A 26,653-nucleotide genomic window follows, 5' to 3' on the forward strand; every position below is an offset into this window, starting at 1 on the left:
CTCCGCAGCCGACCCGTTTGGGCGGTTTGGCCGTGCATCGCAGCCGGATTCGGCGCGCTTTCCCGTCTGGGGAAAGCGCGCTTTTTGGGCTGCGCACAAAGATCTTTTCGTTCGTCTCATTTGAATGGGCCCCGCGCCGTATGTTTAAATGAAGAGGAAGACAGGAAATCAGTCGTTCGATGCGGGAAAGGCAGGAGAGACGATGGAGAATATAGGGATAGAAACGAAGCAGGGCGCCCTGCGCGGCGCATCATGGAATGGTGCCTGCGTGTGGAAAGGAGTGCCTTACGCAAAGCCTCCGTTGGGAGAACTGCGTTTCCGGGTTCCCCAAGCCCCTGAGGGTTGGGAAGGGGTTCGCGATGCCCTGGCATTCGGGCCGATCTGTCCGCAGCCGAAGCCACCGGAAACGTCGCTGTTCGGTTCGGATCACCCCGGCATGTCGGAAGATTGCCTCTATTTGAATATATGGGCGCCCGAAGGCGAACGCACAAATCTGCCGGTCATCGTCTGGATTCACGGAGGAAGTTTCACTTCCGGGGCTTCGAGCCTTCCGCTTTACGACGGTACCCAGCTTGCCCTGCGGGGCGATTGTATCGTCGTCACGGTCAATTACCGTTTGGGGCCGCTCGGATTCTTGCATCTTGCTCCGCTTGGAGAAGGATTTGAATCGAATGTCGGACTGTTGGATCAGGCGGCGGCGCTAAAATGGGTAAAAGAACATATCGGGGCGTTCGGCGGCGACCCGGGCCGCGTAACGGTGATGGGAGAATCCGCCGGATCGATGAGCATTGCCGCTCTGCTGGCCATGCCGACGGCCAAAGGGTTGTTCCATCAAGCCGTGATGCAAAGCGGCGGAGCCCAATGTCTGCCTGCGGCCGCGGCCGAGAGCGTATCCGCCGCGTTTCTTCGCCGCCTGGGCGTGGACGGAGGCAATCTCGAACGGCTCAAAGCGGTATCGCCGGAAGAACTGCTTATTGCCGCAGCCGGACTGGAAGAAAGCGGCGAAGAGCTTCCGTCGCTGCCGTTCCAGCCGGTCGTCGAGCCGGCGACGCTGCCGGTCGAACCGCTGGAGGCGGTATCCGCGGGCGAAGCCGCAGGCATTCCGCTGATCATCGGCACCAATCGCGACGAAGGGCATTTCTTTTTCATGGACGAATCGCAGCGGATGGGAACGGAAGGTTTCACCGGTATGCTTCGCGCTCTGACCGGGGCGGAAGATGTCGGAGAATGGCTGCTGCGTTATCCCGCCACGCTTGAAGGTCAAGCCGACGCGATGACCGATCTGTATTTCTGGCGGTCGGCTCTGGCTTTCGCTCAGGCGCAGGCGCAGTATGCTCCCGTATGGATGTACCGATTCGACTGGACGCTGCCGGGTCACGTTTTCTTCGGCAAAGCGGTGCATGCCGCCGAGATTCCGTTCATGTTCGGCAACATGGTTCTTCTGCCGCGCATGGGCATCCGCCTGGAGCCGGCCATGCAGAATCTGTCCGACGCCATGCGCGGGGCCTGGCAGGCTTTCGCGGCTTCCGGCAGTCCTTCGACCCCGATACTGACGTGGGAACCTTACGATGCACAGAGCCGCACGACGATGATTTTCGATACTTCGATCGTGCCCCAGCAGGATCCGGAACGTGAAAAGCGGGAGCGGCTGTTTGGCCTGAACGTATCGAATTAGTTCAAATTTCCGGCTTTGTTTCGAATCCTATGGAAATGAATGTTTCAAAATGATATACTGGACCACAGGAGTCTTCACAATCCGTTTGCGGTTCTGCCGGAAACGACCGAGGAGGATATAAGAACATGGCTAACAATATTAAAATCGACGATTTGTCGATTGCTACCGTACGGACCCTTTCGATCGATGCGATCGAGAAAGCGAATTCCGGCCACCCGGGCATGCCGATGGGCTCTGCACCGATGGGCTACCAACTTTTCGCCAAAACAATGAACCACAACCCGTCCAACCCGACCTGGGTAAACCGGGATCGCTTTGTCCTGTCCGCAGGGCACGGTTCGATGCTGCTATACAGCCTGCTGCACCTGTCGGGCTACGATCTGCCGATGGACGAGATCAAACAGTTCCGCCAATGGGGAAGCAAAACGCCGGGTCACCCGGAGTTCGGCCATACCGCGGGCGTTGACGCAACGACAGGACCTCTGGGCCAAGGCGTAGCCATGGCAGTCGGCATGGCGATTGCGGAAACGCATACGGCATCCGTCTACAACAAAGGCGACTACAAACTGATCGACCATTATACGTACGCGATCTGCGGCGACGGCGACCTGATGGAAGGCGTTTCGCATGAAGCGGCTTCCATGGCCGGCCATATGCAGCTGGGCAAACTGATCATGCTGTACGATTCCAACGATATCACGCTGGACGGCGAAGCTTCGCTGTCGTTCTCCGAGAGCGTACAAAAGCGCTTTGAAGGTTACGGCTGGCAGGTTCTTCGTGTCGAGGACGGCAACGACCTGGAAGCGATCGCCAAAGCGATCGAATCCGCCAAAGTCGATACGGGACGCCCGACGCTGATCGAAGTCAAAACGATCATCGGTTACGGCAGCCCTAACAAACAGGGTAAAGGCGGCCATGCGGGTCCTCACGGTTCCCCGCTCGGTTCTGACGAAGTCAAACTGACCAAAGAATTCTACGAGTGGGTTCACGAAGAAAACTTCTACGTGCCTGAAGAAGTTCGCGAACACTTCGCCCAAGTCAAAGAAAAAGGCGAGTTGGCCAACAAAATTTGGGACGATCAGTTCGAGAAATTCCAAAGCGAAAACCCTGAACTGGCCGCTCAATTCCTGATGGCTTTCAACAGCGATCTGCCGGTTCAATGGGACAAGGAACTGCCGAAGTACACGACAGACGACAAAGATCTTTCGACACGCGTCGCTTCCGGCAAAGCCCTGAACGGCGTTGTGCACAACGTGCCTCAGCTGTTCGGCGGATCGGCCGACCTGGAAAGTTCGACCATGACGCACCTGAACGACGTGACCGTGTTTACGCCGCAGGATCGTGCGGGCCGCAACATCTACTACGGGGTGCGCGAGTTCGGCATGGCCGGTGCGATGAACGGTATCGCTCTGCACGGCGGGATCAAAGTCTTCGGCGGTACGTTCTTCGTATTCACCGATTACCTGCGTCCGGCAATCCGTCTCGCTTCCCTTATGAAGCTGCCGGTCACTTACGTGCTGACGCACGACAGTATCGCAGTCGGCGAAGACGGCCCGACCCACGAGCCGATCGAACAGCTGGCTTCCATCCGCATTATTCCGGGCTTGACGGTGATCCGTCCGGCTGACGGCAATGAAACGTCCGCGGCATGGGCATACTCGCTGCAAAACAAAGAAAACCCGGTAGCCCTCGTGCTGACCCGCCAAAACCTGCCGATCCTCGAAGGCACGGTGGAAGGCGCTTGGGAAGGCGTGTCCCGCGGCGCTTACGTCGTATCCGATGCCAAAGACGGCAAACCTGCCGCCCAGATCCTCGCAACGGGTTCGGAAGTCCAGCTGGCCGTCAAGGCACAGGCCAAACTGGCCGAAGAAGGCATTCAAGTTCGCGTAGTCAGCATGCCGAGCTGGGATTTGTTCGAGAAACAAGACAAAGCCTACAAAGATTCCGTAATCCTGCCTGACGTCAAAGCCCGTCTTTCGATCGAAATGGCGAGCCCGTTCGGCTGGGAACGTTATGTCGGCGATGCCGGCGCGATTCTCGGTATCGATACGTTCGGCGCTTCCGCTCCGGGCGGCAAAGTCATCGAAGAGTACGGATTCACGCCGGAAAACGTCGTGTCCAAAATCAAAGAACTGCTTAAATAAAACAGAGTGCGTCTGTTCGCTTCCTGACCGGAGCCTGTCGGCTTGACCGGTTCCGGCCCGAGGCGGATACGCTTCTCCCGCCCCTGCGGCGTCCGTGCGAAAGAGCGCATCCGGTGATGAACGCCGGCCGGATGACGACAGGGGCGGTTTTTTATGGAAAAGTCCGCTTTCGGGTTAGACCCGAACAGGCGATTTTCTTCGGCGGAGTGTGACAGGTTCGGCTTGTCAGTCCCCCCGAAATCCAGTATGCTGGTTCTGGATGTTGAGAGATTTGACCGCATAAGCAGTAAATTTAGAGGAGGCTTTTTCATTATGGCTAAAAACGTTCATTTCGATTACAGCAAAGCGCTTGGGTTCGTCGGAAAACACGAAGTCGACTATTTCGCGGAGCCGATCAAGCTCGCCCACGAACAGCTTCACAACAAAACGGGCGTAGGTTCCGATTACCTCGGCTGGATTGACCTTCCGAAAGCTTACGATAAAGAAGAATTCGCCCGCATCAAGAAAGCGGCGGAGAAAATCCAAAGCGATTCCGAAGTGCTGATCGTGATCGGCATCGGCGGTTCGTACCTCGGCGCGCGCGCCGCGATCGAGATGCTGACGAACTCGTTCTACAACGTGCAGGATAAGTCCCAACGCAAGACGCCTCAGGTGTTCTTCGCGGGCAACAGCATCAGCTCGACGTACCTGTCGCACCTGCTGCAGTTGGTCGAAGGCAAAGACTTCTCCGTCAACGTGATCTCCAAATCCGGCACAACGACGGAACCGGCGATCGCTTTCCGTATTTTCCGCGCGGCGCTTGAGAAAAAGTACGGCAAAGAAGAAGCCCGCAAGCGTATCTATGCGACAACGGATACTGCCCGCGGCGCGCTCAAGAAACTGTCGACCGAAGAAGGATACGAATCGTTCGTCATTCCGGACGACGTAGGCGGACGCTACTCCGTACTGACGGCTGTCGGCCTGCTGCCGATCGCGGCTGCCGGCGTGGATATCGACGCGATGATGCAGGGTGCGGCAGACGCATCCGACGAGTTCTCCAACCCGAACGTGGCCGAGAACGAAGCGTATCAGTACGCGGCTGTCCGCAATGCGCTGTACCGCAAAGGCAAAGGCACGGAAATCCTCGTCAACTACGAGCCTTCGCTGCACTTCGTATCGGAATGGTGGAAGCAGCTGTTCGGCGAAAGCGAAGGCAAAGACTTTAAGGGCATCTATCCGTCTTCCGTTGATTTCTCGACCGACCTGCACTCGATGGGCCAATTCATTCAAGAAGGCAGCCGCAACATCTTCGAGACCGTCATCCAGGTAGAGAACGTCTCCGAGCAGATCACGATCGAAGAAGATGCGGACGATCTGGACGGCCTGAACTTCCTTGCGGGCAAAACGATGGACTTCGTCAACAAAAAAGCGTTCCAGGGCACGATGCTGGCGCACACGGACGGACAAGTTCCGAACCTGATCGTCAACATCAAAGACTTCAGCCCGTATACATTCGGCTACCTCGTATACTTCTTCGAGAAAGCCTGCGGCATCAGCGGCTACCTGCTCGGCGTGAACCCGTTCGACCAGCCGGGCGTTGAAGCGTACAAGAAAAACATGTTCGCGCTGCTCGGCAAACCGGGCTTCGAGAAAGAAAAAGCCGAACTGGAGTCGCGTCTGTCCGAATAATTATGCGGAATATTGCTGACATGAATCTTTACGTCAGCGTGAATTCCTGTTTTAATAAGAGAATAACCACCGGTTAATTCGCTTCACGGCGGTTAACCGGAACCAAGCAGAAGAAAGCAGTTCACCCGGGTGCATCGCGTTAATGGCGCGTATGCAGAAGATGGGGAACTGCTTTCTACTATAAGGAAGGTTCGGATCCATCATGCTGGAACGTTACCAAACGGTCAGACAAGAAGGACAGCAGGAAATCGTAATTCGCAAGTCGCGCTTTATCGGACATATTCGTCCCGTTGGGAATGAAGAAGAAGCAAACGCTTTTATTCAGGAAATCAAGAAACTTCATCGCGGGGCCACCCACAACTGCTCGGCTTACCTGCTCGGCGAACGCGATGAAATTCAGAAACAGTCCGACGACGGCGAACCAAGCGGAACGGCCGGCAAGCCTATTTTGGAAGTGCTCAAGAATCGGGAACTCAAAAATGTGGCGGTCGTCGTGACGCGTTACTTCGGCGGGATCATGCTGGGCGCGGGAGGGTTAATCCGGGCTTACGCGGACGGAGCTGTGGCGGCAGTCGAAGCCGGGGAAGAAATCACTCGCGTGCTGCATACGCAGGTGTTCGTTACAATCGATTATACCTGGCATGGCAAAGTAGAGAACGAGTTGAGAAGCCGCGAAGTCAGAACGGGCGAGACGCAGTTTACGGACAAGGTTACCGTTCTGTGCCTGCCGACTGCGGGCGAAGCCGATCTTTTCGTTTCCTGGATCACGGATCTGACACAGGGTCAGGCCGAAGTGACGAAAGGGGACTCGGTTTACTACATCGAAGGGGAATAACGACTATGGCGAGAAGAGCAGTAGAGCAGGAGTTGTCGCGGGAGCGAATCCTTGAGGCGGCCAGACATTTGTTCATCACGAAAGGATACCGGGCCATTTCCATGCGCAGTATCGGGCAGCATCTGGGATACAGCCATGGTTCGCTCTACTATCATTTCAAAGAAAAAGCGGAGCTGTTTTACGCCATCGTCATCGAAGATTTCGGTTATTTGTCGAGCTGTCTGAACGGGGTGATGACAGGGCCGGAAACGGAAGAATTCACGCGTACGGAGCTGCTGCTGTTGGAATTTATCCGTTTCGGCCTGGATCATCCGCATCAATACGAAATCATGTTCATGACACGCGACGAAGAGCTGCTGGCTTACTGTCGAAGTGAACAAAGCCGATGTCTGGAATTGTTTGCCTCTATCGTACGCGGACATCTGAACGAGGCTGCACATACGGAAGAATCGCGTAAGAGTATTCCTTTGAGTCTTTTCTTGTCGGTGCACGGTTTCGTCTCCTACTACATTCAGGAAAAAATTTCGTTCGAGGAGATTCGGCCGGCAGCGGTCGGTCACGTACGTATTTTATGCGAAAATTTGCATCTGCCCACTTCAGGGCGCTGAACGATTGCCGATAGAACGCTTCGATGCGTCGACGCGAAGAAAAAGGCCCTTATCTTTTGGATAAGGGCCTTTTTGGCGTGGCTTCCCGGGGTTATCCGGCTATAATCTTCACTTTGAACGTCCGTGAGCGGGGACCATCGAATTCGCAGAAATAGATGCCCTGCCATCTGCCGAGTACCAGACTGCCGTTTTCCACGATGATCGTCTGTGACGAACCGCAGGTGATCGCTTTGAGATGGGCGGCCGTATTGCCTTCCGCATGGCGGTATTTCGGATGTTCCCACGGATAGATCTCGCCCAGGATCATCAGAATATCGCGTTTGACATCGGGATCGGCATTTTCGTTGATCGCGATTCCGGCCGTCGTATGCGGACAGTAGACCATCGCAATCCCGTTCTTGAGACCGCTCTGACGAATCCATTCTTTGACCCGGGGCGTAATATCCACAATCTCGTCCCGATGCGAGGTCGACAGCTCGAATGTATGCAGCATATTCCAACTCCTCCTTGACGCAAAGCGGCTTGCCGCCGATTTGCTTTCTTCTTTTGTATTACCCTCATTTCCGGGATATGCTCCGGTGCCGTCAATCGTTTGCGCGTTTGCCGGGATGTTTATTTCCTTTTGGTAAAAAGGTGATTGACGCTGATCGTTAACCCTGTTACATTATGCAGTAAGTTAAACCGAGTAGACTAATAGGAATAATGCAGTGAAGTTGTCGGAACGGATATCCACACCGTCCGCCGCGGCAGCTTCAAAATGGAGGAATATCCGGTGCAAACGTCATGGCTGCGTCACAAAGGCTGGACCTACGGTTTTCGCACGACGGTCCTGCTGTATTTTGTCGTATTGATTGTGCTTCCGATCGCAGGCGTCTACGTCTATGCGTTTACCGAAGGATGGATGCCGTTCTGGGAAAGTATCACCGACCCGATCGCTTGGAAAGCGGTCCTGCTTACGCTTAAGCTTGCTTTGATCGCGACCGTTATCAATGTGCTGATCGGTACGATGATCGCCTGGGTGCTGGTCCGCTACCGGTTCCATGGAAGGGCGGTTCTGAACAGTCTCGTCGATCTGCCGTTCGCTCTGCCCACGGCCGTCGGGGGACTGATGATCCTGCTGCTGCTTGGCCCGAACAGCTGGGTTGGCGGCATTGCGGAGAAGCTGGGCTTTACGATCGTGTTCCATCAGCCGGCAATCGTGATCGCGATGGTGTTCGTGACGTTTCCTTTCGTCATCCGCGCGATTCAGCCGCTGCTTGAAGAGATGGACGCTTCGGCCGAAGAAGCTTCCTATACGCTTGGGGCTTCGCGCGCGGCGACCTTTTTCCGGGTCATTCTGCCGCAGATCGCGCCGGGTATCGTCGGAGGTGCGATGCTGGCCTTCTCGCGCGCGCTGGCCGAATTCGGTGCCGTCGTGCTCGTTGCGGGCAATATTCCGGCCAAAACGCTCACCGCTTCCGTATTCATCTACGGCGAAGTCGAGAGCGACAATAATCTGGGCGCGGCCGCCGTATCGGTGCTGCTGCTGACACTTTCGCTGCTGATCCTTTGGTTCATTAACCGGGTGCAGCGTCGGGGAGGGAGAGCGTAAACATGAGAAAATTGTGGATCCTCCTGACCTATCTCGTATTCGCCGTGCTGTTGGTCGCGCCGCTGGCCAAAATGGTGCAAAGCGCGTTCTCCAACGGCTGGACGGGCTTTGCCCAATCGATCAGCCGGCCCGAAGCGCTGCACGCGCTGATGATGACCGGCCTCGTCGTGCTCTGCGTAACGGTGCTCAACGGCATCTTCGGCATCATGACCGCGCTCTACCTCGTTCGGGGCAAATGGCTCGGCCGCCGGCTGCGCAGCGTCATGAACAGTATCGTCGATCTGCCTTACGCGGTATCTCCCGTCATCGGCGGATTGATGATCGTACTGCTGGTCGGACCGGATACGGCGATCGGCGCTTTTTTTGAAAAGATCGGGGTCAATATCGTCTACGCGTTCCCGGGCATGGTCATCGCGACGCTGTTCGTGACCTTTCCGCTGATGGTACGCGAAATTATGCCGGTGCTCGAAGAAATCGGCGACGACCAAGAGCAGGCTTCGGCCACGCTCGGCGCTTACGGCTGGACGACGTTCCGCCGCGTGACCTGGCCGTCGATCCGCTGGGGCGTCGCCTACGGGGCGGTGCTGACGGTCGCGCGCTCGATGGGCGAGTTCGGCGCGGTGCTCGTCGTCTCGGGCAACATCATCAACCGGACGCAGACGGCGACGACGCTCGTGTACCAGGACGTGGAAAATTTCAATATCGCGGCGGCCGGCGGGCTTGCGCTGGTTCTGGCGGCGTTCTCGGCTGGCCTGCTGCTGCTCATGGAATGGACGAAGAAAAGAAGGGAAGTGCATTAGGATGCAGCATGTGGAGGTTCGCGGGCTGGACAAACATTTTGGCAGTTTCCATGCGGTAAAAGACGTCTCGTTCGATATTCAAAAAGGACATCTGATCGGTCTGCTCGGTCCGAGCGGCGGCGGCAAAACGTCGATCCTGCGCATGCTGGCGGGACTGGAAAGTCCCGATGCCGGCGAGATTCTGTTCCATGGAAAAAGGGTCAACCACCTGCCGCCGCAGGAGCGCGGCATCGGCTTCGTGTTCCAGAACTATGCGCTGTTCAAGCACATGACCGTGCACGAGAATATCGCGTACGGCCTGAAGGTGCAAAAGGCGTCCAAAGCGCAGATTCGCGAGCGCGTAGCGGAACTGGTCGAGCTGACCGGACTCAAAGGCTTCGAGCAGCGGTATCCGCAGCAGCTGTCGGGCGGACAGCGCCAGCGGGTCGCATTTGCGCGCGCGCTTGCACCGGAGCCCCAGCTGCTGCTGCTCGATGAGCCGTTCGCGGCGATCGACGCCAAGATCCGCCAGGAGCTGCGTTCGTGGCTGCGCGAGCTGATCGAGCGCGTCGGCATCACGTCGATCTTCGTCACGCACGACCAGGACGAAGCGATCGAAGTGGCGGACGAGATTATGGTCATCAGCCAGGGACAGGTCGAGCAAAAAGGCACGCCGTGGGACATTTACAAAGAACCGGCTACGCCGTTCGTCGCTTCGTTTATCGGCGAGTCCACACAGATCGAACATGCGGTCAAGCTGCACGGATTCGATCTGGCCGCCCAGACGGACGGAACCCGCGCGCTGATCCGTCCGGAATACGTCGAGGTCGGCCGTCCGAGCGAGTTCCCGCTGCTGTCGGCGACCGAAGAAGGCGTCGTGCGCCATCTGCATTTCCGCGGCAGCCAGTGGCTGGTCGAGGTGCAGGTCGGCGACCAGCGCCTGATTACGTACCGTTCGTTGGAAAAAGAACCGCTGCAGATCGGAGATCCTGTGCGCGTGATGGTCCACCGGGCTTATCTGTACAACCGCCAGCGCAGCTGGATTGCGGAAAATCGCTACAAAGTCGATCCGATGTCGATGATGATCTAATCCGGCGTGACGATGGAATTTGGCGGTCTGCAGATTGGATTCTGGCAAAAGACGCATAGAAGGCGGAGGTGCGAAGCGGATGAGACACGAACGTAAAACGGGCAGAGCTATGCTGCGCCCAAAACTTGCGGCCCAAAGCGAGGCAGCGAGCGGGATCGACGAGGCGAAACTTAAAGGCGATAGCGATCCGGCAGCGTTTGCAAAGGACAAAGCGTCAAACAAGCAGGGCGGACGCGCTCTGCGCAAGCGGCTGCCGGCGTTCGCGGCGTCGCTTGCCCTGCTGGGCTCCCTGCTTGCCGGCTGCGGCGGGCAAGTAGAGTCTGCGGAGAGCGGCGGCGCGCCGGCGCCCCAGGGCGACGTGACGCTTGTTATCGGCGCTTACAGCGTCGTCAAAGATTCCGTGCAGGATATTATTCCGCTGTTTCAGCAGAAGTGGCAGGAAGAGACGGGGCAGACGGTCGTATTCGAAGAATCTTATGAAGCCTCCGGTACGCAGGCGCGCGCCATTGTCGGCGGATTCGAAGCCGACGTCACGCTGCTGTCGCTTGAAGGCGATATCGACAAGCTGACCAAAGCCGGACTTGTCGACAAGACCTGGAAAGACAAACCGGAAGGCGGCATGATTACCCGTTCCGTTGCCGTGATCGGTACGAGGGAAGGCAATCCGCTCGGGATCCGCAGTTTTGCCGATCTGGCGAAGCCCGGCGTCAAGGTGTTGTACCCGAACCCGAAGACGTCGGGCGGAGCGCAGTGGGACATCAACGCGATCTACGGAGCGGGACTCAAAGAGTCGGAGCGCGAAACGGGAGCAAAAGATCCGGCTTTCGCCAAAGCGTTCCTGCAGTCGGTACACGCCAATATCGAATCGCTCGACAAAAGCGGCCGCGCTTCGATGGCGGCGTTCGAATACGGGGTCGGCGATGCGCTGGTGACTTACGAGAACGAGCTGGTCGCCCGAATCCATCAAGGCGCCAAGTACGAAGTCGTCGTGCCGGACGATACGATTCTGATCGAGAATCCCGCTGCCGTCGTCGACGAGAATGTCGACAAGCACGGCACGCGCGATGTCGCGGAAGCTTTTCTGGATTTCCTGTGGTCGGAACAGGCGCAGCAGGTATTCGCGGAGAACGGATTCCGGCCCACGGAGGCTTCCGTATATGCGGAATTCCAAGCGGATTACCCGGAGCCGCCGGGATTGTTCGATATCGATTATCTGGGCGGTTGGAGCGAAGTCAGGGAGAAGCTGTATTCGAAGCGGGGGGTTTGGTATGAGGTGTTGGCGGGGGTGAGCTGATTTCGATCGTCGCTCGGGGTCGTTTTCCTCCTCTTTGATTGGAATAAGGGATTAGAGGAAGAGGAGGAAAGCCGAAAGTCGCTCCGATTCGAAATCAGCTCACCCTGTTCGAGGGTGGAGCAGAAGGAAAGGTCAAGGGCAAGGTCAAGGGCAAGAGCAAGGTCAAGGGATGGGCTGGCCTTTGGCGGCGCCAAGTGCGAGTGCACAAGGGCAAGGGCAAAGGGGAAGGCGGAGGGGCTCTAACGAATCGTAGGATCGCTAAATCGGCTTCTAGAGCTTTTTTGAAACGTTAACGAATCCTCATATCGTTATGGGTCGCGTTTGGGATCAAAAGGCTGCTCCGGCATATGATTAGCGGTCTGACGATTCGTTAGATTTGGGAAAAGGCTTAAAATGCTTATATAGCGTTATAAGGATTCGTTAGCCTGCAAGCGAAGACGGCTGAATGAATCGAGTGAGTCAACGGGAACAAGGGGCTGCGCCAGACAGCGCGGCGCGTTATGTGCGATGCATGCAAAAAAGCGTCAGAAGCGGGGAGTCCCCAAGCTCTGACGCTTTTTTGTGCCGTGCTGCGCTGCTGCTGTCCATGATAAGCGGCAGGTAGGTGCAGGCGCGAGCGGGTATGCGGTATCGCGTTTTATTTTCGGCCCCGGCGCATGCCGCTGAGTTCGAACGTCATATAAATGACGCCGCCGATCACGACGCCTGCGATCAAGGCTGCGACAAAAGACGAGGTCATAATGGACACGTAATGGGCGCCGGAACGGGAATTCTGGAAAATACCGAGGATCAGTACCAGAACGAACGGAATCCAGAAGGATCGGGAAGTGAAGAATTTTTTCATGAGGTCTCCTTAGTTACGAATTCAATACTTTCATTTCTTATATTATACCGGAGGAACGGCTCTGCGTCTGCGGCGGATTGTTTTTGGAGCGAAGAAAGTCGGGTATAATCGGAAGAGGACGAACAGGATGGGTAGGAAGGTGAGAGTTATGGAAGAAGATCGATTGGTATTTTGGGGAACCGGGGATGCGATGGGCGTTCCGAGGGTCTACTGCGAATGCGGAGTATGTGAAGAAGCCAGAACGACAGGAGTCAATCGGAGGCTGCGTTCGCTGGTTGCCGTGGAGCAGGGAGACCGCCGGTTTCTGATCGACTGCGGTCCCGATTGGCGGATGCAGATGGAAGCCCGGGGCATCCGCACGGTAGATACGATCCTGGTCACGCATGCCCATTTCGATCATATCGGTGGGCTGCCGGAGTGGGCGGATCAGTGCCGGTGGACCGGTGAGCGAGGAGTTTTGTATGCGCCGCAGGAGGTGCTGGAAGCGATCGGGGAACGTTATCCGTGGCTGAATCGGAATCTGGAGCTGCGTCCGGTAGAGCCGGGACTTGTGCTCGGCGGGTGGAAGATCTTCGGTTGGAGGGTCAATCACGGCCAGAACGGGTATTCCTATGCATATCGGTTCGAAAAAGAAAACTTCGTCTGGGTCTACTGCCCGGATTCGATCGGACTGTCCGACGAGGAAGTTCGGCCGATGCGACAAGCCGATTTGCTGGTGCTGGGAACAAGCTTCGTTCAGGAAGACGCGAAGTATTCGACCCGTTCGGTATACGATATGCGCGAAGCCGCCGAATTGATCGCAGCAGTCGGCCCGGCCCGCACGCTGTACACGCATATGTCGCATGATGTCGATCTGAATCGGCTGCCGGAGCTGCCCGGAAACGTCTCGGCGGCGAGAACCGGTACTTTCGTGAAGTTGAAGCGATAGCCGCCTCACCCAAATCGAACATACGGAGGGATACGACCATGACGCAAGATAAACAGGAAGAACGCAGAGATCACCAATCACCCGACCCGACGGATGACCAGACGACCAATCTCAGAGATGACGGAACCATGCAGGAACGAACGGTCGAAGCGGAAGCCCCGGCCGACGAACGTCCGGATGCCCATGTCGGCAATATTCAGGGACAGGTAGATCCGCGCATGGCGGAAGCGGCTGCGGAGATTCAGGAAGAGCATGCCGACGCCGAAGCGCCCGCCGCGATCGACGAACCGGGATTGGACCATCTCAGCCGCGAGCAAAAAGCGGAGCATACGGACCAATAAGCAATAAGCGGCTGCATCCTATTTTTTCAATCAGTCCGAAAGTCCGGAGCCGGATGGCTCCGGGCTTTTTGCTTTTTCGAAAAGATTCTCCTTTTTGCAAAAAAAGGTTTGGGGTTCCGCGTGAATAAGGTAAGCTACCGATAGGGAATTTTTCCCGATCAAGCAGACAAGCGGAGGCGATACGGGAAGATGCGGAAGGAAACAGGCAGGCGGCAGCCCAAGCGGCGGGCGGAAGACGGTTTTTTGCGGCCAGGACGGTTTTGGGCAGTATTTATCAGCATGGTTCTGCTCCTGTCGGTCGGTGCGATTCTGCCCGGCGGGCAGGCTTCGGCGGCGGGGAGCGTTTCGTCGATCGAAGCCGCGAAGCTCAAATCGATCAGCCGGCTCTATTTTTCGCTTCGCGACGACAAACAGCAGCTCTATACGCTGTATATCTTCGCAGGCGATGAACAGCGCCGAGTCACGGCCGAAGACGAAGTATGGGCCGGCGCTTCGCTTGGCGATGTGATCTATACCGGCAGCTACCGGGCGGCTTTGGTGAAGAATGGACAAAAAACAGGCAAAGTCCAAGCGGTCAATCTGAACTATCGTGCGCTTAATGCGACCCGCAATGACAGCTTCCGTCTGCCGGGAGACCGTACGCGTCCGGACCTGCTCTTCCTGTCGGAAGCGGAGTCTTCCAACGTCAACTCGATTGCCGGGTTTATCGTCGCGGGAGGAGTGCTGCATTCGCTTGATTTTGCGAGCGAGAACGGCACTCCGTTGGGGAAAAAGACGTACGCCGCTCCGGAAAGCGCCATGCGCGGACTGAGCGGCGGCCGGATTCAGACCCGGGTCTACGACAATGCAGCGGCTCGCTACTGGTTCGATACGTACAAGCTCAATCTTCAAGGACTGAAGCTTAAGCATGTCGATGACGCGTACCGGGCCGCACAAACCTGGCCGACCGGACAAGGAGCGCACGCTTTTCTCGATTCGGTGAAAAGTTTTGCCGTAAAAAGAACGCTCCCGGATCAACCGAAGATTCGGATCGGTATGACGGAGCGGCAGGTCCGGGCTGTTCTGGGCAGTCCGAAAGCCATCGAGAACTGGGAATGGGGAGCATATTTCGGATATGACAGCTTCTGGATCGGGTTTGACGCTTATGAAGAAAACGGCCGTATTCCCACAGGTTCGAAGACGGCGGAACTGACAACGTTTCTGGATGCAGGAACGTTCCTTCGGCTGAGCCAGGTCAGGGAATGGCTCGGCAGGCCGACCGACGAATACGAGAATGCCGACGAAGGCGGCTATATCTTGATGTACCGCTCCGGCAGTTCGATGCTGACTTTCAGCTACGAAGACGAATACAGCCCGATCTACTCGTTCAGTATTTACTGAGTGTGATCCGTGCAAGCAGCAAAAAACCGGAAGCTGACCAGCTTCCGGTTTTTCGTTTCGTCTAAAACATTGTCCAAGATCCGCCAAGCGGTTCTTATCGGCCCAATACGAATTTGTCGATCACGACTTTGACGCCGTCGTCGTTATTGCCAAGCGTAATATAGTCGGCGATCGCTTTGAGCGGTTCGATAGCATTGCCCATGGCTACGCCAAGACCTGCGGCTTCAAGCATCTCGTGGTCGTTCCAGGAGTCGCCGATCGCGATCGTTTCTTCCAGCGTACAGCCGAAGTAGTCGGCGAGGAAAGCGAGCGCATGGCCTTTGGTGCCTTCATGATGCATAATTTCGAGGAAGTGCGGCTTGGACTTGGTGATATGCACCTGATCGCCAAGCAGTTCATGCAGTTTCGGAGCCAGCTCGTCGAGGAAGTCGGGATCGTCGATGATAAGCATTTTTGGCGTAGGCTGCGAGAATAATTTCTCAAAATCCGGCTCCAGGTAGAAGCGCGTATTGTTCAGCTGCGAATAAGCGATAAGCTTCTCGTTTTCTTCGCGCGCATACAGTTTGTCGTCGATATACGTTTGCAGATGCAGATTATGCTCCATGCAGTATTTGCCCAGTTTCAAAGCCGCTTCGACCGGAACATGGCGCTCCAGCAGCACTTTGCCGTCGATCAGGTTCTTGACCAATGCGCCCTGGTACGTAATGATCGGAACATTAAGTCCCGTTTGGGCGGCGAGCTGTTTGGCGGAAGCGTAAGCGCGGCCGGTAGCCAGCGTCACGACCACTCCGGCGGCAACGGCTTCTTCCAGCGCGGTCTGGGTCGCCGGCGTTACCTGTTTGTCGTCGTTAATCAGGGTGTCATCGATATCGATTGCAATCAATTTGTAAGTCATGGTTTCTCTCCTGTCCGAATCTGTATAGGGTTCTGTCTGTATTTAATCCTGCAAAAAGACGAGTCCGACGAAATCTTCCGTTTCGATATTGCCGAAGTAATGCTTCAAATCGGTGCCTTCGAGCGCCGCGCGGATCTCCGATTCTTCATAACGTTTGCCGCGCAGCAGATCCGCAACTTCGGACGCGTCGCCCACGCCGAAGAAGTCGCCGAAAATGGTGATCTCTTCGATCCGGCCGTTTTTGACGTCCATGCGCAGATCGATGATGCCGACCGGGAATTTCTTGGCATGCTTGACGTTGTATTCCGGAGACTGGCCGTAGTTCCAATCCCAGTTCCGGTAGCGCTCTTCGGAAATCTCGTGGATCTTTTTCCAGTCTTCTTCGGTCAGTTTGTATTCGGGCACTTCATTCGGCTCCACTTTGAAAATATGGCGTAGAATATGGTCCCGGAACTCATCCATCGTCAGCTTCTCGTTCATGAACTCCGAGATGTTGGCGACGCGGCTGCGGACCGACTTGGTACTTTTGGATTTGAACTTTTCCGGGTTCGCTTTCAGCGCCGAATGCACGTTGTCCAGTTCGGAGTCGAACATGAGCGTGCCGTGGCTGAACATGCGCCCGCGCGTGGAGAATTGGGCGTTGCCCGAAATTTTCTGTTCGCCGACCTGAAGATCGTTGCGGCCCGACAGCTGGGCTTCGACGCCCAGATCGCGCAGCGCTTCGGTCATCGGTTCGGTGAATTTGCGGAAATTGTGGAACGACTGGCCGTCGTCCTTCGTCAGGAAGCTGAAATTCAGATTGCCGAGATCGTGGTAGACCGCACCGCCGCCGGACAGCCGACGCACCACGTGAAGATGGTTTTCTTTGACGTAATCGGCGTTGATTTCTTCGACCGTATTCTGGTGCTTGCCGATAATGATCGACGGTTCGTTAATGTAGAACAGCAGATAACTTTCGCCGTCCATCGGCAGATGACGCAGCACGAATTCTTCGATGGCCAGGTTGATCCGCGGATCGTGAATGCCCTGATTGTCGATAAAAAGCATGGTATGGCCTCCCGTTTCGATAAAAGTTTCGCCGAAGCGAATGCGTAGAAGTGAATCCTTCGTTTTGACCTTTACTTTGCCTATCCCATTGTAAACCAAACAAATTGCCGAAGACCAGTCTTTGCGACCGATTGGCGCCTGGGAAAAGGACTTTTTTCGTTTGACGGGAGAACGGACGGGTAATACATAATTATCCCGACCCAACACCAATAAGCGAAGGACGCGCAAACCGTTCGTCGCAGCAGGAGGTTGAATACGATGGATGACAAAGCCAAAAGCCTGCTGGATCATAAGAAAGAACACGATCACAGCGGGGAACTGAAGCATTTTGTCGAGAATCAGGTCGAAACCGCGGACTCGGCGATACCCAGTCGGGTAGACGCGACCAAGGACCAGCGGATGGATCAGCAGAACAGACTTAAAGACCAGCAAAATATGCGCAGATAACGACATCTTACGAAATGCAGCCAGGAGGTTGAACAACATGGACGAAAAAGCTAAAGCACTGCTGGATCAGAAGAAAGCGAATGAACAAGGCGGCGAGCTGAAAAAGTTTGTGGAGAACCAAGTGGAAGGCAGCGACAGAAATGTTCCTTCGGATATCTCAGCGACCAAAGACCAGGCGATCGACCAGCAGCATCATATGAAAGACCAGGAAAACCGGATGGCCAATCATACCGGCAGCCGGGGCGCGGATCCCAAAGTCTGACCGGGATAGGGGCGGATCCTTTTCCGTCAGCGCGAACAGCAGAATTCGGAACGGACAGCAGTATCCCGAGCAAAGCTCCGGTTGTTCTCCTTAGGGAGACGCCGGGGCTTTTTTTGTACGGCCGCCTTGTCACGATCCGCCGCATCCCCTATAATCGGAAGGCGATAACTGAAGAAGTACAGCTGCCGAGGTCCTGCCAATCCCGCTTACGGAACACTTCCAAGCAGCGGGGTTTTGCAGGTTAAAAGGGAAGCCGGTGCAAATCCGGCACGGTCCCGCCACTGTAACACGGGAAGAATCCACGATGCCATTGCGAATACGCGAGAAGGCGGATTGCTGTTACCCATCCCGTGAGTCAGGAGACCTGCCCGGCAGATCCGATTGCAGGTCCCGTCTTCGAGGAAAAGGCGCTCCGCGCACGTACGCCGAAAAGGATTCGCCCCGCCCACCGTTTTTTTTTCGGTTAGGGCTCCGGGGTTTCTTGGCGTGCGTTCCCGAAGCAGCCCTTTCCGCCGAACCGGCCGGAAGGGGCTTTTTGCATGGAGAAGCGGGACTGTGCCGAAGATCTATTCAAGGGGGACGTAGAATGACAGACGAAACGAACACTCACCAAACAAAGAGAGCGGTATCCGCAGGGATCCGCAAAAGCCTGCTGACCGGCGCATCCGCGCTGCTGCTGGCAGTGGGCCTTGCCGCATGCGGCGGCCGCACGGCCGAAGCGCCGCAGCCGGCGTCATCCGAGGCGCAGGCCGCCGGGCAGGAAGCGTCTGCTCCGGCAGAGCCGACGCAGGCGAACGACGCCTCGGCGCAGACCGTATATCCGCTCAAGCTCCAAGATGCCACCGGAACGGAAGTGACCTTCGAGAAAGCTCCGACGAAGATCGTATCGCTGGCCCCGTCGGAAACGGAAACGCTGTTCGCTTTGGGACTGGCCGCGCAGATCGTCGGCGTATCGGATAACGACGATTATCCGGAAGCGGCGAAAAGCAAACCCAAAATGGGCGGCTTCGAACTGAATACCGAAGCGATCGTAGCGGCGCAGCCGGATATCGTCTTCGTCGCCGATCTGACCGATGACGCGACGGTCGAATCGCTGCGCGGATTAGGATTGGCTGTATTCAAGTTCAACCCCGATACGTTGGAAGATGTCCTGCGCGACATCTCGGTATACGGCGAGATTACAGATCGCCAGGTCGAAGCCAAAGAAGTGACCGACAAGATGCAAGCGGAGATCGAGACAGTTCGTACGGCAGCCGCTTCGATCGAAAGCAAAGACCGGAAAACGGCTTATCTGGAATTTTCTCCTGGTTGGACGGTCGGCCGCGGCGAGTTCATGAACGAGCTGATCGAAACGTCCGGAGCCGTCAATGCCGCCGCGGATACGGAAGGGTGGAGCGAAGTCGATTCGGAAGCGATTATCGCCGCCGATCCGGATATCGTGCTGTACAGCCAGCTGTCCGTTGATCCGAAGACGCTCAAGGAACGCAGCGGCTGGCAGGGGATAACCGCGATCCGAGGCAATCAATTGTTTGCGATAGACGACAACCTGGTGAGCCGTCCGGGTCCCCGTTTGACGGAAGGTCTGATCGAGGTCTTTGACACGCTTTATCCGGATAAGCGGCAATGATTCGCAGGCTGGGCGGATACGGGGCGCTCGCTGTCGCCATGCTGCTGGTCAGCCTTGTGCTGACGCTGCGGATCGGATCGGTCAACCTGCCCGCCGGCCAGATCGCAGGCATTCTGCTGCACGGACTGCCCGGAATCGGGCAGGGGTTCCCGCAGACCTGGGACGACTCCGCGGCGCAGATCGTGCTGCGAGTCAGGCTGCCGCGTATCGTGCTGGCGATGCTTGTAGGCGCGGCGCTTGCGGTGGCGGGCGCCGCGTTCCAGGGCGTCCTGCGCAACCCGCTCGCCGATCCGTTCACTCTCGGCGTATCGTCCGGTTCTTCGCTTGGCGCGGCGCTTATTATCTTTTTTGGACTGCGTACAGCCTGGATCGGGCAGTGGACGCTGCCGCTGACCGCATTCGCAACCGGCGCGATCACGCTGTTTGCGGTATTGGCGCTGGCAAGAGACCGGGGCAAACTGCCGGTGCACGGCTTGGTGCTGGCCGGTGTCGTCATGCAGTCGTTCCTCGGCGCGGCGGTTACTTTTCTGTCCGCGCTGTCCGACCGTCCGGTGAATGAGATTCTGTTCTGGACGATGGGCAGCTTGAACCTGCGCGGCTGGAGCTATTCGGCCATTCTGCTGCCGTACGTGCTGCTCGGGGGTGCTTTTCTTTGGGCAAATGCCGGGGCAATGAATCTGTTTGCGCTCGGCGAGCGCCGGGCGGGACAGCTCGGATTGAACACGGAGCGGACGAAGACCCGGGTGCTGCTGGTCGCGACCCTGGTCGCGGCGGCGGCCGTGTCGGTCTCGGGCGTCATCGGGTTTGTCGGACTCGTGGTTCCGCATATGATCCGGCTGATCGCCGGACCGGATTACCGGCTGCTGGTGCCGCTGTCCGCGCTGGGCGGTGCCCTTTTCCTGATGTGGGCGGACACGCTGGCCCGCTCTTTGCTGGGGGGCGCGGAGATCCCGCTTGGCGTCGTTACGGCATTTGCCGGCGCGCCGTTCTTCGCGCTGCTTCTGCAGCGAAGCAAACGTGAGAAAGGAGCCGTGGAATGAAGACCTGGCCGAAACTTCGGAACTTGAGAAATCGCGGCAGACAAGAAGCGGCCGAAAATCCGGGTCTGCAGCCAGACGGGGAAGACTCCCGTCCGGAAGAAGAGCCGCCCGCAATCGAGCTGCGCGGCGCCGCCTGTTTCTACGGCCGGCGGCAGGCCCTGCGTCCGCTTGACTGGACGGTCCGGCGCGGCGAATTCTGGGCCGTGCTCGGTCCCAACGGCAGCGGCAAGTCCAGCCTGCTGGCGCTGATCTCCGGCGCGGAACGCCCGTCGACCGGCGAGGTCCGGCTGAACGGCCGTCCGCTGGCGGATTACGGGCGCCGCGAACGGGCTCGGCGGCTGGCCGTGCTGCCGCAGGAAGGTCTGCCGCCGCTCGGCATTACGGTACGGGACGCGCTTGAAATGGGGCGCTTCCCGTACCGGGACCGCTTCGGCCGCGATCGGGACGCCGCGGCCGCGCAGAAACGGCTCGCCCGCATCGCCGGGCGGCTGGAGCTGACGGCGCTGCTTCCGCGCCGCCTGGATGAACTGAGCGGCGGACAGCGGCAGCGCGCCGCGCTCGGCCAGGTGATGGCGCAGCAGCCGGAGATCCTGCTGCTGGACGAGCCGACGGCTTATCTGGATATTTATTATCAGCTCGACGTCATGGAGCTGGTGCGGGAATGGCGCGCGGAAGAGGGCCTAACGGTCGTGGCCGTGCTGCACGATCTGAATCTGGCGGCCCAGTATGCGGAGCGGATGCTGCTGCTGCAGGAAGGAACCGCAGCAGCCGAAGGCACGCCCGAAGAAGTGCTGACGCCGCAGGGAGTCGGCAGGCTGTTCGGCGTAGCCCCGCCAATCGTGGTGGAACGCGAAGAAATCGACGCGCCGCAGCTTCTGTTTCGCGCAGGCGGCTCGTCCCGGCCGGATTCTCGGTAATAGAACCCTGGCGGTTGCGGCAGAATTTGTCGATCCTGATGCAGATTGGGAAAGACCCGCCGGGAATCCTTGCGAGAGGAACGTCGGTTTCTATTCGTTCAGAACACAGCAAAAAGGCCGGAGAATCATTCTCCGGCCTTTTTGCGTTCCTGCTGCTTCTTTCGTTTCGTCATGCGGCATTCCTGAATTTTCCGAATGGATCGCTACGTAGTTTGACTCGGAGGCCTGCCCGGCCGCCCGGTTCAGATCTTGAAGCGCCGGACGACTTCTTCGAGTTCGTCGGCTTGTTGGCTGAGCTCGCCTACCGTACGCGCGTAAGATTCCATTTCTTCCAGTTGGCGTGCGCTGCCGGCGGAGACTTCCTCGACACGCGCTTGTACATGTTCCGTAATCCGAGCCGTTTCTTCGACCGACGCACTGACTTGTTCGCTGCCGGCCGAGACCTGTTGGGTCGAAGCGGACACTTCCTGGACGGATTGGTTGAACTGCTGCATCAGGCTCATCAATTCGTCGAAAGCTCCGCCTGCGCTGCGAACCGCTTCGGCGCCCGACATGATTTCGTGATGGACCGAGCCGATCGCTTCGACCGAACGTTCCGAATTCTCGCGCAGCGCCGCCAGCGACTGTTCGATTTGTCCGGTAGCTGCACGGGACTGGTCGGACAGCTTACGGACTTCTTCGGCGACGACCGCAAAGCCTCTTCCGTGCTCGCCGGCGCGGGCGGCTTCGATCGAAGCGTTGAGCGACAGCATTTGAATCTGTGCGGAGATGCTGGTGATCGCCTGCAGCACTTCCGTGATCTCGTCCGAACGCGAACCCATCGATTCGATGAAAGCGCGAGCCTGCACGGTCGTTTCCTGAACGCGGTTCATCTGTTCGACGGCCCGCTGGGCCAGGGCGTTGCCGGACACCGCTTCTTGGGAAGCTCGGGCAATCTGATCGTTTACTTCGGCAGCGGCTTCGGCAATATGCTGGATACCGCCGCTGATCTCTTCCATGGCTTTTGCATTCTCCGCGGTACTGGAAGCGACCGTTTCGCTGCTCTGCGCGATTTCCGCGGCAGAGGCAGAAGATTGTCCGCCGATTTCATAGAGCACTCCGATCCCTCGTGACAGCTGCACGGAATCGCTTTTAACCCGGTCGGTCGCTTCGAGAACCTGTCCGATCATACCGCGCAGATTGGTGGTCATCTGCTGGAACGCCGAAGCGAGCTGCGCGATTTCGTCGCGTCCTTTCACTTCGATATTTTCCTGCAGATCGCCTTCGGCAACAAGCCGGGCGTGCTTGACCAGACGGCCCAGAGGCTTGGTCATCTGCCGGCTGACGGCAGCCGCGATCAATCCGCCGAGAACAATGACCACAAGGGTAATGCCGAGGCTTGTCAGCAGGATCGCCTGCGTCACCTGCGTGACGAAGTTGGCATCCAGCGTACCGGCGACCAGCAGCGTTCCGCCGGGAATCGCCAGATAACCCTGCAGATCGGCATCGTCGCCGCTTTGGTTAAGCGGAGTAATCACCGGCTCCTTGCCGCTTTTCAGAGCCTGCTGCATAAAGGGAGTGACCGGGAGTTTGGTTCCCGCTTCGATTTCGGAGCCGTTGCTGGCCAGCACGACAGCCGCTTCCTTGTCCTGAACATTCAGAATATAAACGTTTTCGAGACGGAACTCGGATGCCGAATCGTTGAGATAAGTCTGAATCTTCATCGAAGCCGCCGCATTGGCTTTGGCCGCCATCCCGGCTTGGGTCGAATCAATCCCGCCCGCGATTTCGGAGACGCTCAAATCCAGGGTTTTGCTGAATTCGGGTATGATTCGGCTGTGCAGGGTATTATTGAATATGAAGAAAAAACTCCCGCAAAGCAGCAGGCTTACCGCAAGGATGATGCTTCCCGACAAAACGATGATCTTGCGGCTGATGGAACGGTTTAGCATGATGAACTCCCCCTTTTTGATCAAACGAAAGCAGTGCTGAGCAAGGTGCCGGCCGTCTGCAGCGAGCAACCAAAAAGCGCGGATTCTCCAAGGAATCGGGACTAAAGGTGCTTTAACAGCGGTTTTGGATAGGTCTTAAGGATCGATAAAAGAACAAAATATACGAAAGTCGGAATGAACTAATCCATATCATACATGAGAATAGACAAATTTGACCAGATTCATGTAAGCTCTTTTTGCAAATTCTGAATATTCCCGTATTTCTTGCGTTCTTTACTGAAAAAGTCCTATAAAATTAAATGTACCAAAATGATCGGAATAGTGGTACTATGAGTACGAATTAAAACCCGGCTTTTTACACACGGGCAGTTGACCGCTGTTCGAATACAGACAGCGAGAGGGATTGGACGAATGGAAACCTTTTTTGTAATCTTGAATATCGCGGTACTGGCAGGATTGGCCGTGCTGCTGTATATCATGCAGAAACGCCATGTCTCGTTCAGCAAGCGGGTCTTTACCGCACTGGGTCTGGGCATTCTGCTCGGTGGTGGGCTTCAATGGATCTATTCCGCCGAGTCGGAAGTCGTCTCGCGTTCGATGGATTGGTACAGCCTGCTCGGCAGCGGTTACGTCGGGCTGCTGCAGATGATCGTCATTCCGCTGATTATGGTCTCGATCATTACGGCCATCATGAATATCAAAGGCGGCAAGAAGCTTGGCAAGATCAGTGCTTCGGTACTGATTACGCTCGTACTGACGACGGCGATCGCCGCGACGGTCGGCATCGTATCCGCCATGGCTTTCGGATTGAACGCCGAAGATCTGCTGGCCGGACAAGGTCAGGCGGAAATTGATCGCGGAGCATCGCTGGAATCAAGGCTCGGCGACGTGGAAGGGGTATCGCTGCCCGAACAGATCCTGTCCTTCATCCCGACCAATCCGTTCGCGGATATGACAGGGGCCCGTCCTTCCTCGACGCTTGCCGTCGTCATTTTCTCGGCCTTTATCGGCTTGGCCGTCCTGAGCCTTGACCGCAAAAACGCCCAGCAGGCGGAAACGTTCCGCGGTATGATCAATGCGGTACACGGCGTCGTCATGCGCATCGTGACGATGATTCTGCGCTTGACGCCGTACGGCATCCTGGCGCTGATCGCCAAGATGATGGCCACGACCGACCCGGCCGGAATCGCCAGGCTGGCCGAATTCGTTGTCGCTTCGTACGTGGCGCTGATCGTCATGTTCGTGATTCACCTGCTGATTCTGCTGCTGTTCGGCATGAACCCGGTCACTTATGCGAAAAAAGTTCTCTCGACGCTGATCTTCGCTTTCACTTCGCGTTCGAGCGCGGCGACTATTCCGCTGAACATCGAAACGCAGACGAAGAAGCTCGGCGTATCCGAAGGCGTGGCGAATCTGTCCGCAAGCTTCGGCGCGACGATCGGCCAAAACGGCTGCGCGGGGATCTATCCGGCTATGCTGGCTGTGATGATCGCTCCGGCTGCGGGTGTCGAAGTGAACATTTCCTTCATTCTGACCCTGATCGCCGTTGTCGCGATCAGCTCGTTCGGTGTAGCCGGTGTCGGCGGCGGAGCGACATTCGCAGCCCTGATCGTGCTGTCGACGATGAACCTGCCGGTCGCTTTGGCCGGTCTGTTGATCGCCGTCGAGCCGCTGATCGATATGGGCCGTACCGCTCTGAACGTAAACGATTCGATGGTAGCGGGTGTCGTAACCGGCAAAGTCACGGGCGAGATCGACAAGAAAACGTTCGATTCTCCCGATACGCCGGAACTTGAAGCGGCACATGCCTGATTTCGCAACAAAGCTAAACCCTGCCCATCCTGTTTGATAGAAACGGCCTTCGGGCCGTTTTTTTTGTTCGGTAAATTCTTCGTGTTCGACAGACTCAAAAAACAGTGGTATAAAAGCGGCCGCCATGGTAAAGTGATACAGGACTTCGGGTGCCGGATCGGTGCGCGGCGTTTTTTGGCGTGCTTCCTGTCGGGAGCTTCGAAGATCCGATTACGCGGTTCGTAACCATCCCGCGATACCAAAACTAGGGGGCTTATTCGGTGTTCAACTTTACTTGGGGCGTTTTTTTCGTCCTGGTCAATTTTGCGTTCTTCCTGCTTTGTTTCAAGTTTTTCGGTAAAAAAGGGTTGTATGCCTGGGTCGGCGTGGCTACCGTCATCGCCAACATTCAGGTGACCAAAACGATCGATATGCTGGGGATCACCATGACACTCGGCAATGCGATGTATGTCAGCGTCTATATGACAACCGACCTGCTGAATGAGCGTTACGGGGTCAAAGCCGCACGGCGTGCGGTTTGGTTCGGCTTTTTCATGCTGATTATGACGACGGTCATCATGCAGATGGTGCTGCGTTTCCATCCGTCGGAAGTCGACTTTGCCCAAGGACCGATGGAAGCCCTGTTTGGCCTGCTGCCGAGACTTGCTCTTGGGAGTCTGACGGCTTATCTGGTCAGCCAACTGCTGGACGTTTACCTGTATGCGGCGATCCGCCGCAAGTTTGCCGCAGCGCATCAGCTGTGGATTCGCAATAACGGCAGCGGAATCATCAGTTCGTTTATCGATACGCTGATCTTCTGTCTGATCGCTTTCACCGGTCCGGAATACGGAAGTTTCTCGATCTGGCTCCAGCTCTTTATTTCGACTTACGTGTTCAAATTTATTCTGACCGCAGCCGGCACGCCGGTGCTGTATTGGGCGCGCGGCATGAAAGTGCCGGCCGAAGAAGCCGATTCCGGCCTGCCGCCCGTTTCTCCCGAGAAGATTGGGGTAAAAGGATAAACGTATGCATCTCCCGTTGATGCGGCAGTACTTCATCTAACCGAAGGAGGCGTTTGGCAAGTGAGTGCGATCCTACACATGGTGACGTTTACCCTGCATGCCGGCAAAGATAATGAAGAGGCGGAAGCTTTTTTGGCGGGAAGCCAAAAAGTTTTCACCGGTATTCCGGGAGTCGGGAACTTTGAAGTGCTTCGCCAGGTCAGTACGAAAAATGAGCACGATTACGGCTTCTCGATGAAATTTGCCGACCAAGGCGCGTACGAAGCTTACAATACCCACCCGGTGCACGTGAAATACGTTGCCGAAGTGTGGGAGTCCAAAGTTCGAAGTTTCCGGGAGACCGACCTGGTCGCCTGGGAATAGCGGGACTTGGATTCACACGGAATGAGAAAAAGAGAGGCCTCCCGGTTTATCGGGAGGCCTCAGGCTGTCGAGAAAGTCCTATTCGTTGTAGAAGCTCGTCGGCTGCGGGAGAAATTCGTTCCGGTCGCGTGTTG

Annotated in this window: 25 protein-coding genes and 1 riboswitch; of the genes, 20 read left to right on the forward strand and 5 right to left on the reverse strand. The window is 56.8% G+C overall.

All coding sequences use genetic code 11. From position 1 onward, the window contains the following. Positions 1–202 precede the first annotated feature (202 nt). The 5 genes from HRQ60_RS16985 (at position 203) to HRQ60_RS17005 (ending at position 6,930) form a co-directional block, all read left to right on the forward strand. Positions 203–1,675, forward strand: coding sequence for a carboxylesterase/lipase family protein (locus HRQ60_RS16985; RefSeq protein ID WP_172197761.1), 1,473 nt, complete (start codon positions 203–205; stop codon positions 1,673–1,675). A 125-nt stretch (positions 1,676–1,800) separates the two neighbouring features. After that, positions 1,801–3,819, forward strand: coding sequence for a transketolase (gene tkt / locus HRQ60_RS16990; protein WP_172197764.1), 2,019 nt, complete (start codon positions 1,801–1,803; stop codon positions 3,817–3,819). 312 nt (positions 3,820–4,131) lie between these two features. Beyond that, positions 4,132–5,487, forward strand: coding sequence for a glucose-6-phosphate isomerase (locus tag HRQ60_RS16995; RefSeq protein ID WP_172197767.1), 1,356 nt, complete (start codon positions 4,132–4,134; stop codon positions 5,485–5,487). 202 nt (positions 5,488–5,689) lie between these two features. Further along, positions 5,690–6,322, forward strand: a complete 633-nt coding sequence (locus tag HRQ60_RS17000; RefSeq protein ID WP_172197770.1) for a YigZ family protein — start codon at positions 5,690–5,692, stop codon at positions 6,320–6,322. A 5-nt stretch (positions 6,323–6,327) separates the two neighbouring features. Beyond that, entirely contained in the window at positions 6,328–6,930 is a 603-nt protein-coding gene (locus tag HRQ60_RS17005; RefSeq protein ID WP_172197773.1) for a TetR/AcrR family transcriptional regulator, read from the forward strand. 91 nt (positions 6,931–7,021) lie between these two features. Here HRQ60_RS17005 and HRQ60_RS17010 read toward each other — a convergent pair whose 3' ends face one another. After that, positions 7,022–7,423, reverse strand: a complete 402-nt coding sequence (locus HRQ60_RS17010; RefSeq protein ID WP_172197776.1) for a secondary thiamine-phosphate synthase enzyme YjbQ — start codon at positions 7,421–7,423, stop codon at positions 7,022–7,024. Between the two features lie 264 nt (positions 7,424–7,687). Here HRQ60_RS17010 and cysT point away from each other — a divergent pair, with 264 nt between their 5' ends. The 4 genes from cysT to HRQ60_RS17030 all read left to right on the forward strand — a co-directional run bounded on the left by cysT (position 7,688) and on the right by HRQ60_RS17030 (position 11,684). Next, on the forward strand, positions 7,688–8,521 hold the full coding sequence (gene cysT / locus HRQ60_RS17015; RefSeq protein ID WP_172197778.1) for a sulfate ABC transporter permease subunit CysT: 834 nt from the start codon (positions 7,688–7,690) through the stop codon (positions 8,519–8,521). A gap of 2 nt (positions 8,522–8,523) precedes the next feature. Beyond that, positions 8,524–9,321, forward strand: coding sequence for a sulfate ABC transporter permease subunit (locus HRQ60_RS17020; RefSeq protein ID WP_172197781.1), 798 nt, complete (start codon positions 8,524–8,526; stop codon positions 9,319–9,321). 1 nt (position 9,322) lies between these two features. Next, entirely contained in the window at positions 9,323–10,390 is a 1,068-nt protein-coding gene (locus tag HRQ60_RS17025; protein ID WP_172197784.1) for an ABC transporter ATP-binding protein, read from the forward strand. Positions 10,391–10,469: 79 nt separating this feature from the next. After that, positions 10,470–11,684 carry a sulfate ABC transporter substrate-binding protein gene (locus tag HRQ60_RS17030; protein WP_246281376.1) on the forward strand — a complete coding sequence of 405 codons (1,215 nt, stop codon included), beginning with the start codon at positions 10,470–10,472 and terminating at the stop codon, positions 11,682–11,684. Positions 11,685–12,321: 637 nt separating this feature from the next. Here HRQ60_RS17030 and HRQ60_RS17035 read toward each other — a convergent pair. Next, positions 12,322–12,528 (reverse strand): hypothetical protein, encoded by a 207-nt coding sequence (locus HRQ60_RS17035; RefSeq protein ID WP_172197787.1) that lies wholly within the window; start codon positions 12,526–12,528, stop codon positions 12,322–12,324. A gap of 148 nt (positions 12,529–12,676) precedes the next feature. Here HRQ60_RS17035 and HRQ60_RS17040 point away from each other — a divergent pair, with 148 nt between their 5' ends. The 3 genes from HRQ60_RS17040 (at position 12,677) to HRQ60_RS17050 (ending at position 15,177) form a co-directional block, all read left to right on the forward strand. Then, positions 12,677–13,456, forward strand: a complete 780-nt coding sequence (locus tag HRQ60_RS17040) for an MBL fold metallo-hydrolase (protein WP_172197838.1) — start codon at positions 12,677–12,679, stop codon at positions 13,454–13,456. Positions 13,457–13,494: 38 nt separating this feature from the next. Next, a complete protein-coding gene (locus tag HRQ60_RS17045; RefSeq protein ID WP_172197790.1) occupies positions 13,495–13,797 on the forward strand; it encodes a hypothetical protein in 303 nt (100 codons plus the stop codon). Positions 13,798–13,986: 189 nt separating this feature from the next. Next, the gene (locus HRQ60_RS17050) at positions 13,987–15,177 is read left to right on the forward strand and encodes a hypothetical protein (RefSeq protein WP_172197793.1); all 1,191 of its coding nucleotides are present in this window, start codon (positions 13,987–13,989) and stop codon (positions 15,175–15,177) included. 94 nt (positions 15,178–15,271) lie between these two features. On the opposite strand, the gene HRQ60_RS17055 is transcribed toward HRQ60_RS17050, so the two are convergent. Together HRQ60_RS17055 and lplA are read right to left on the reverse strand one after the other, a co-directional pair. Continuing rightward, positions 15,272–16,072: a Cof-type HAD-IIB family hydrolase gene (locus tag HRQ60_RS17055; protein ID WP_172197796.1), complete on the reverse strand. Its 801-nt coding sequence runs from the start codon at positions 16,070–16,072 to the stop codon at positions 15,272–15,274. 42 nt (positions 16,073–16,114) lie between these two features. Continuing rightward, positions 16,115–17,119, reverse strand: a complete 1,005-nt coding sequence (lplA, locus tag HRQ60_RS17060; RefSeq protein ID WP_172197799.1) for a lipoate--protein ligase — start codon at positions 17,117–17,119, stop codon at positions 16,115–16,117. Positions 17,120–17,377: 258 nt separating this feature from the next. Here lplA and HRQ60_RS17065 point away from each other — a divergent pair, with 258 nt between their 5' ends. The 5 genes from HRQ60_RS17065 (at position 17,378) to HRQ60_RS17085 (ending at position 21,412) form a co-directional block, all read left to right on the forward strand. After that, positions 17,378–17,566 carry a hypothetical protein gene (locus HRQ60_RS17065; protein ID WP_172197802.1) on the forward strand — a complete coding sequence of 63 codons (189 nt, stop codon included), beginning with the start codon at positions 17,378–17,380 and terminating at the stop codon, positions 17,564–17,566. 37 nt (positions 17,567–17,603) lie between these two features. After that, the gene (locus HRQ60_RS17070) at positions 17,604–17,828 is read left to right on the forward strand and encodes a hypothetical protein (RefSeq protein ID WP_172197805.1); all 225 of its coding nucleotides are present in this window, start codon (positions 17,604–17,606) and stop codon (positions 17,826–17,828) included. A gap of 212 nt (positions 17,829–18,040) precedes the next feature. After that, positions 18,041–18,214, forward strand: a riboswitch (cobalamin riboswitch). Between the two features lie 200 nt (positions 18,215–18,414). Beyond that, positions 18,415–19,455: an ABC transporter substrate-binding protein gene (locus HRQ60_RS17075; protein WP_172197808.1), complete on the forward strand. Its 1,041-nt coding sequence runs from the start codon at positions 18,415–18,417 to the stop codon at positions 19,453–19,455. Beyond that, positions 19,452–20,495: a FecCD family ABC transporter permease gene (locus HRQ60_RS17080; protein ID WP_172197811.1), complete on the forward strand. Its 1,044-nt coding sequence runs from the start codon at positions 19,452–19,454 to the stop codon at positions 20,493–20,495. The genes HRQ60_RS17075 and HRQ60_RS17080 overlap by 4 nt, the downstream gene beginning before the upstream one ends. After that, positions 20,492–21,412: an ABC transporter ATP-binding protein gene (locus HRQ60_RS17085; RefSeq protein WP_172197814.1), complete on the forward strand. Its 921-nt coding sequence runs from the start codon at positions 20,492–20,494 to the stop codon at positions 21,410–21,412. Before HRQ60_RS17080 ends, HRQ60_RS17085 begins: the two co-directional genes overlap by 4 nt. A gap of 242 nt (positions 21,413–21,654) precedes the next feature. Here HRQ60_RS17085 and HRQ60_RS17090 read toward each other — a convergent pair whose 3' ends face one another. Continuing rightward, the gene (locus HRQ60_RS17090) at positions 21,655–23,343 is read right to left on the reverse strand and encodes a methyl-accepting chemotaxis protein (RefSeq protein WP_172197817.1); all 1,689 of its coding nucleotides are present in this window, start codon (positions 23,341–23,343) and stop codon (positions 21,655–21,657) included. Positions 23,344–23,754: 411 nt separating this feature from the next. On the opposite strand from HRQ60_RS17090, the gene HRQ60_RS17095 reads away from it, so the two are divergent. From HRQ60_RS17095 to HRQ60_RS17105, 3 genes are all read left to right on the forward strand, one after another. Then, positions 23,755–25,155 carry an L-cystine transporter gene (locus HRQ60_RS17095; protein WP_172197820.1) on the forward strand — a complete coding sequence of 467 codons (1,401 nt, stop codon included), beginning with the start codon at positions 23,755–23,757 and terminating at the stop codon, positions 25,153–25,155. A 260-nt stretch (positions 25,156–25,415) separates the two neighbouring features. Next, positions 25,416–26,156, forward strand: a complete 741-nt coding sequence (locus HRQ60_RS17100) for a queuosine precursor transporter (protein ID WP_172197823.1) — start codon at positions 25,416–25,418, stop codon at positions 26,154–26,156. 60 nt (positions 26,157–26,216) lie between these two features. Beyond that, positions 26,217–26,519, forward strand: coding sequence for a Dabb family protein (locus HRQ60_RS17105; RefSeq protein ID WP_343044724.1), 303 nt, complete (start codon positions 26,217–26,219; stop codon positions 26,517–26,519). Positions 26,520–26,653: the final 134 nt, after the last annotated feature.

The organism is Saccharibacillus qingshengii, from assembly GCF_013185195.1.
Classification (GTDB): Bacteria; Bacillota; Bacilli; order Paenibacillales; family Paenibacillaceae; genus Saccharibacillus; species Saccharibacillus qingshengii.

Bases quoted from the DNA above. Each gene is read 5' to 3' on its own strand.
- HRQ60_RS16985 (WP_172197761.1), top strand. From the start codon at position 203: ATGGAGAATATAGGGATAGAAACGAAGCAGGGCGCCCTGCGCGGCGCA.
- tkt (WP_172197764.1), top strand. From the start codon at position 1,801: ATGGCTAACAATATTAAAATCGACGATTTGTCGATTGCTACCGTACGG.
- HRQ60_RS16995 (WP_172197767.1), top strand. From the start codon at position 4,132: ATGGCTAAAAACGTTCATTTCGATTACAGCAAAGCGCTTGGGTTCGTC.
- HRQ60_RS17000 (WP_172197770.1), top strand. From the start codon at position 5,690: ATGCTGGAACGTTACCAAACGGTCAGACAAGAAGGACAGCAGGAAATC.
- HRQ60_RS17005 (WP_172197773.1), top strand. From the start codon at position 6,328: ATGGCGAGAAGAGCAGTAGAGCAGGAGTTGTCGCGGGAGCGAATCCTT.
- HRQ60_RS17010 (WP_172197776.1), bottom strand. From the start codon at position 7,423: ATGCTGCATACATTCGAGCTGTCGACCTCGCATCGGGACGAGATTGTG.
- cysT (WP_172197778.1), top strand. From the start codon at position 7,688: ATGGAGGAATATCCGGTGCAAACGTCATGGCTGCGTCACAAAGGCTGG.
- HRQ60_RS17020 (WP_172197781.1), top strand. From the start codon at position 8,524: ATGAGAAAATTGTGGATCCTCCTGACCTATCTCGTATTCGCCGTGCTG.
- HRQ60_RS17025 (WP_172197784.1), top strand. From the start codon at position 9,323: ATGCAGCATGTGGAGGTTCGCGGGCTGGACAAACATTTTGGCAGTTTC.
- HRQ60_RS17030 (WP_246281376.1), top strand. From the start codon at position 10,470: ATGAGACACGAACGTAAAACGGGCAGAGCTATGCTGCGCCCAAAACTT.
- HRQ60_RS17035 (WP_172197787.1), bottom strand. From the start codon at position 12,528: ATGAAAAAATTCTTCACTTCCCGATCCTTCTGGATTCCGTTCGTTCTG.
- HRQ60_RS17040 (WP_172197838.1), top strand. From the start codon at position 12,677: ATGGAAGAAGATCGATTGGTATTTTGGGGAACCGGGGATGCGATGGGC.
- HRQ60_RS17045 (WP_172197790.1), top strand. From the start codon at position 13,495: ATGACGCAAGATAAACAGGAAGAACGCAGAGATCACCAATCACCCGAC.
- HRQ60_RS17050 (WP_172197793.1), top strand. From the start codon at position 13,987: ATGCGGAAGGAAACAGGCAGGCGGCAGCCCAAGCGGCGGGCGGAAGAC.
- HRQ60_RS17055 (WP_172197796.1), bottom strand. From the start codon at position 16,072: ATGACTTACAAATTGATTGCAATCGATATCGATGACACCCTGATTAAC.
- lplA (WP_172197799.1), bottom strand. From the start codon at position 17,119: ATGCTTTTTATCGACAATCAGGGCATTCACGATCCGCGGATCAACCTG.
- HRQ60_RS17065 (WP_172197802.1), top strand. From the start codon at position 17,378: ATGGATGACAAAGCCAAAAGCCTGCTGGATCATAAGAAAGAACACGAT.
- HRQ60_RS17070 (WP_172197805.1), top strand. From the start codon at position 17,604: ATGGACGAAAAAGCTAAAGCACTGCTGGATCAGAAGAAAGCGAATGAA.
- HRQ60_RS17075 (WP_172197808.1), top strand. From the start codon at position 18,415: ATGACAGACGAAACGAACACTCACCAAACAAAGAGAGCGGTATCCGCA.
- HRQ60_RS17080 (WP_172197811.1), top strand. From the start codon at position 19,452: ATGATTCGCAGGCTGGGCGGATACGGGGCGCTCGCTGTCGCCATGCTG.
- HRQ60_RS17085 (WP_172197814.1), top strand. From the start codon at position 20,492: ATGAAGACCTGGCCGAAACTTCGGAACTTGAGAAATCGCGGCAGACAA.
- HRQ60_RS17090 (WP_172197817.1), bottom strand. From the start codon at position 23,343: ATGCTAAACCGTTCCATCAGCCGCAAGATCATCGTTTTGTCGGGAAGC.
- HRQ60_RS17095 (WP_172197820.1), top strand. From the start codon at position 23,755: ATGGAAACCTTTTTTGTAATCTTGAATATCGCGGTACTGGCAGGATTG.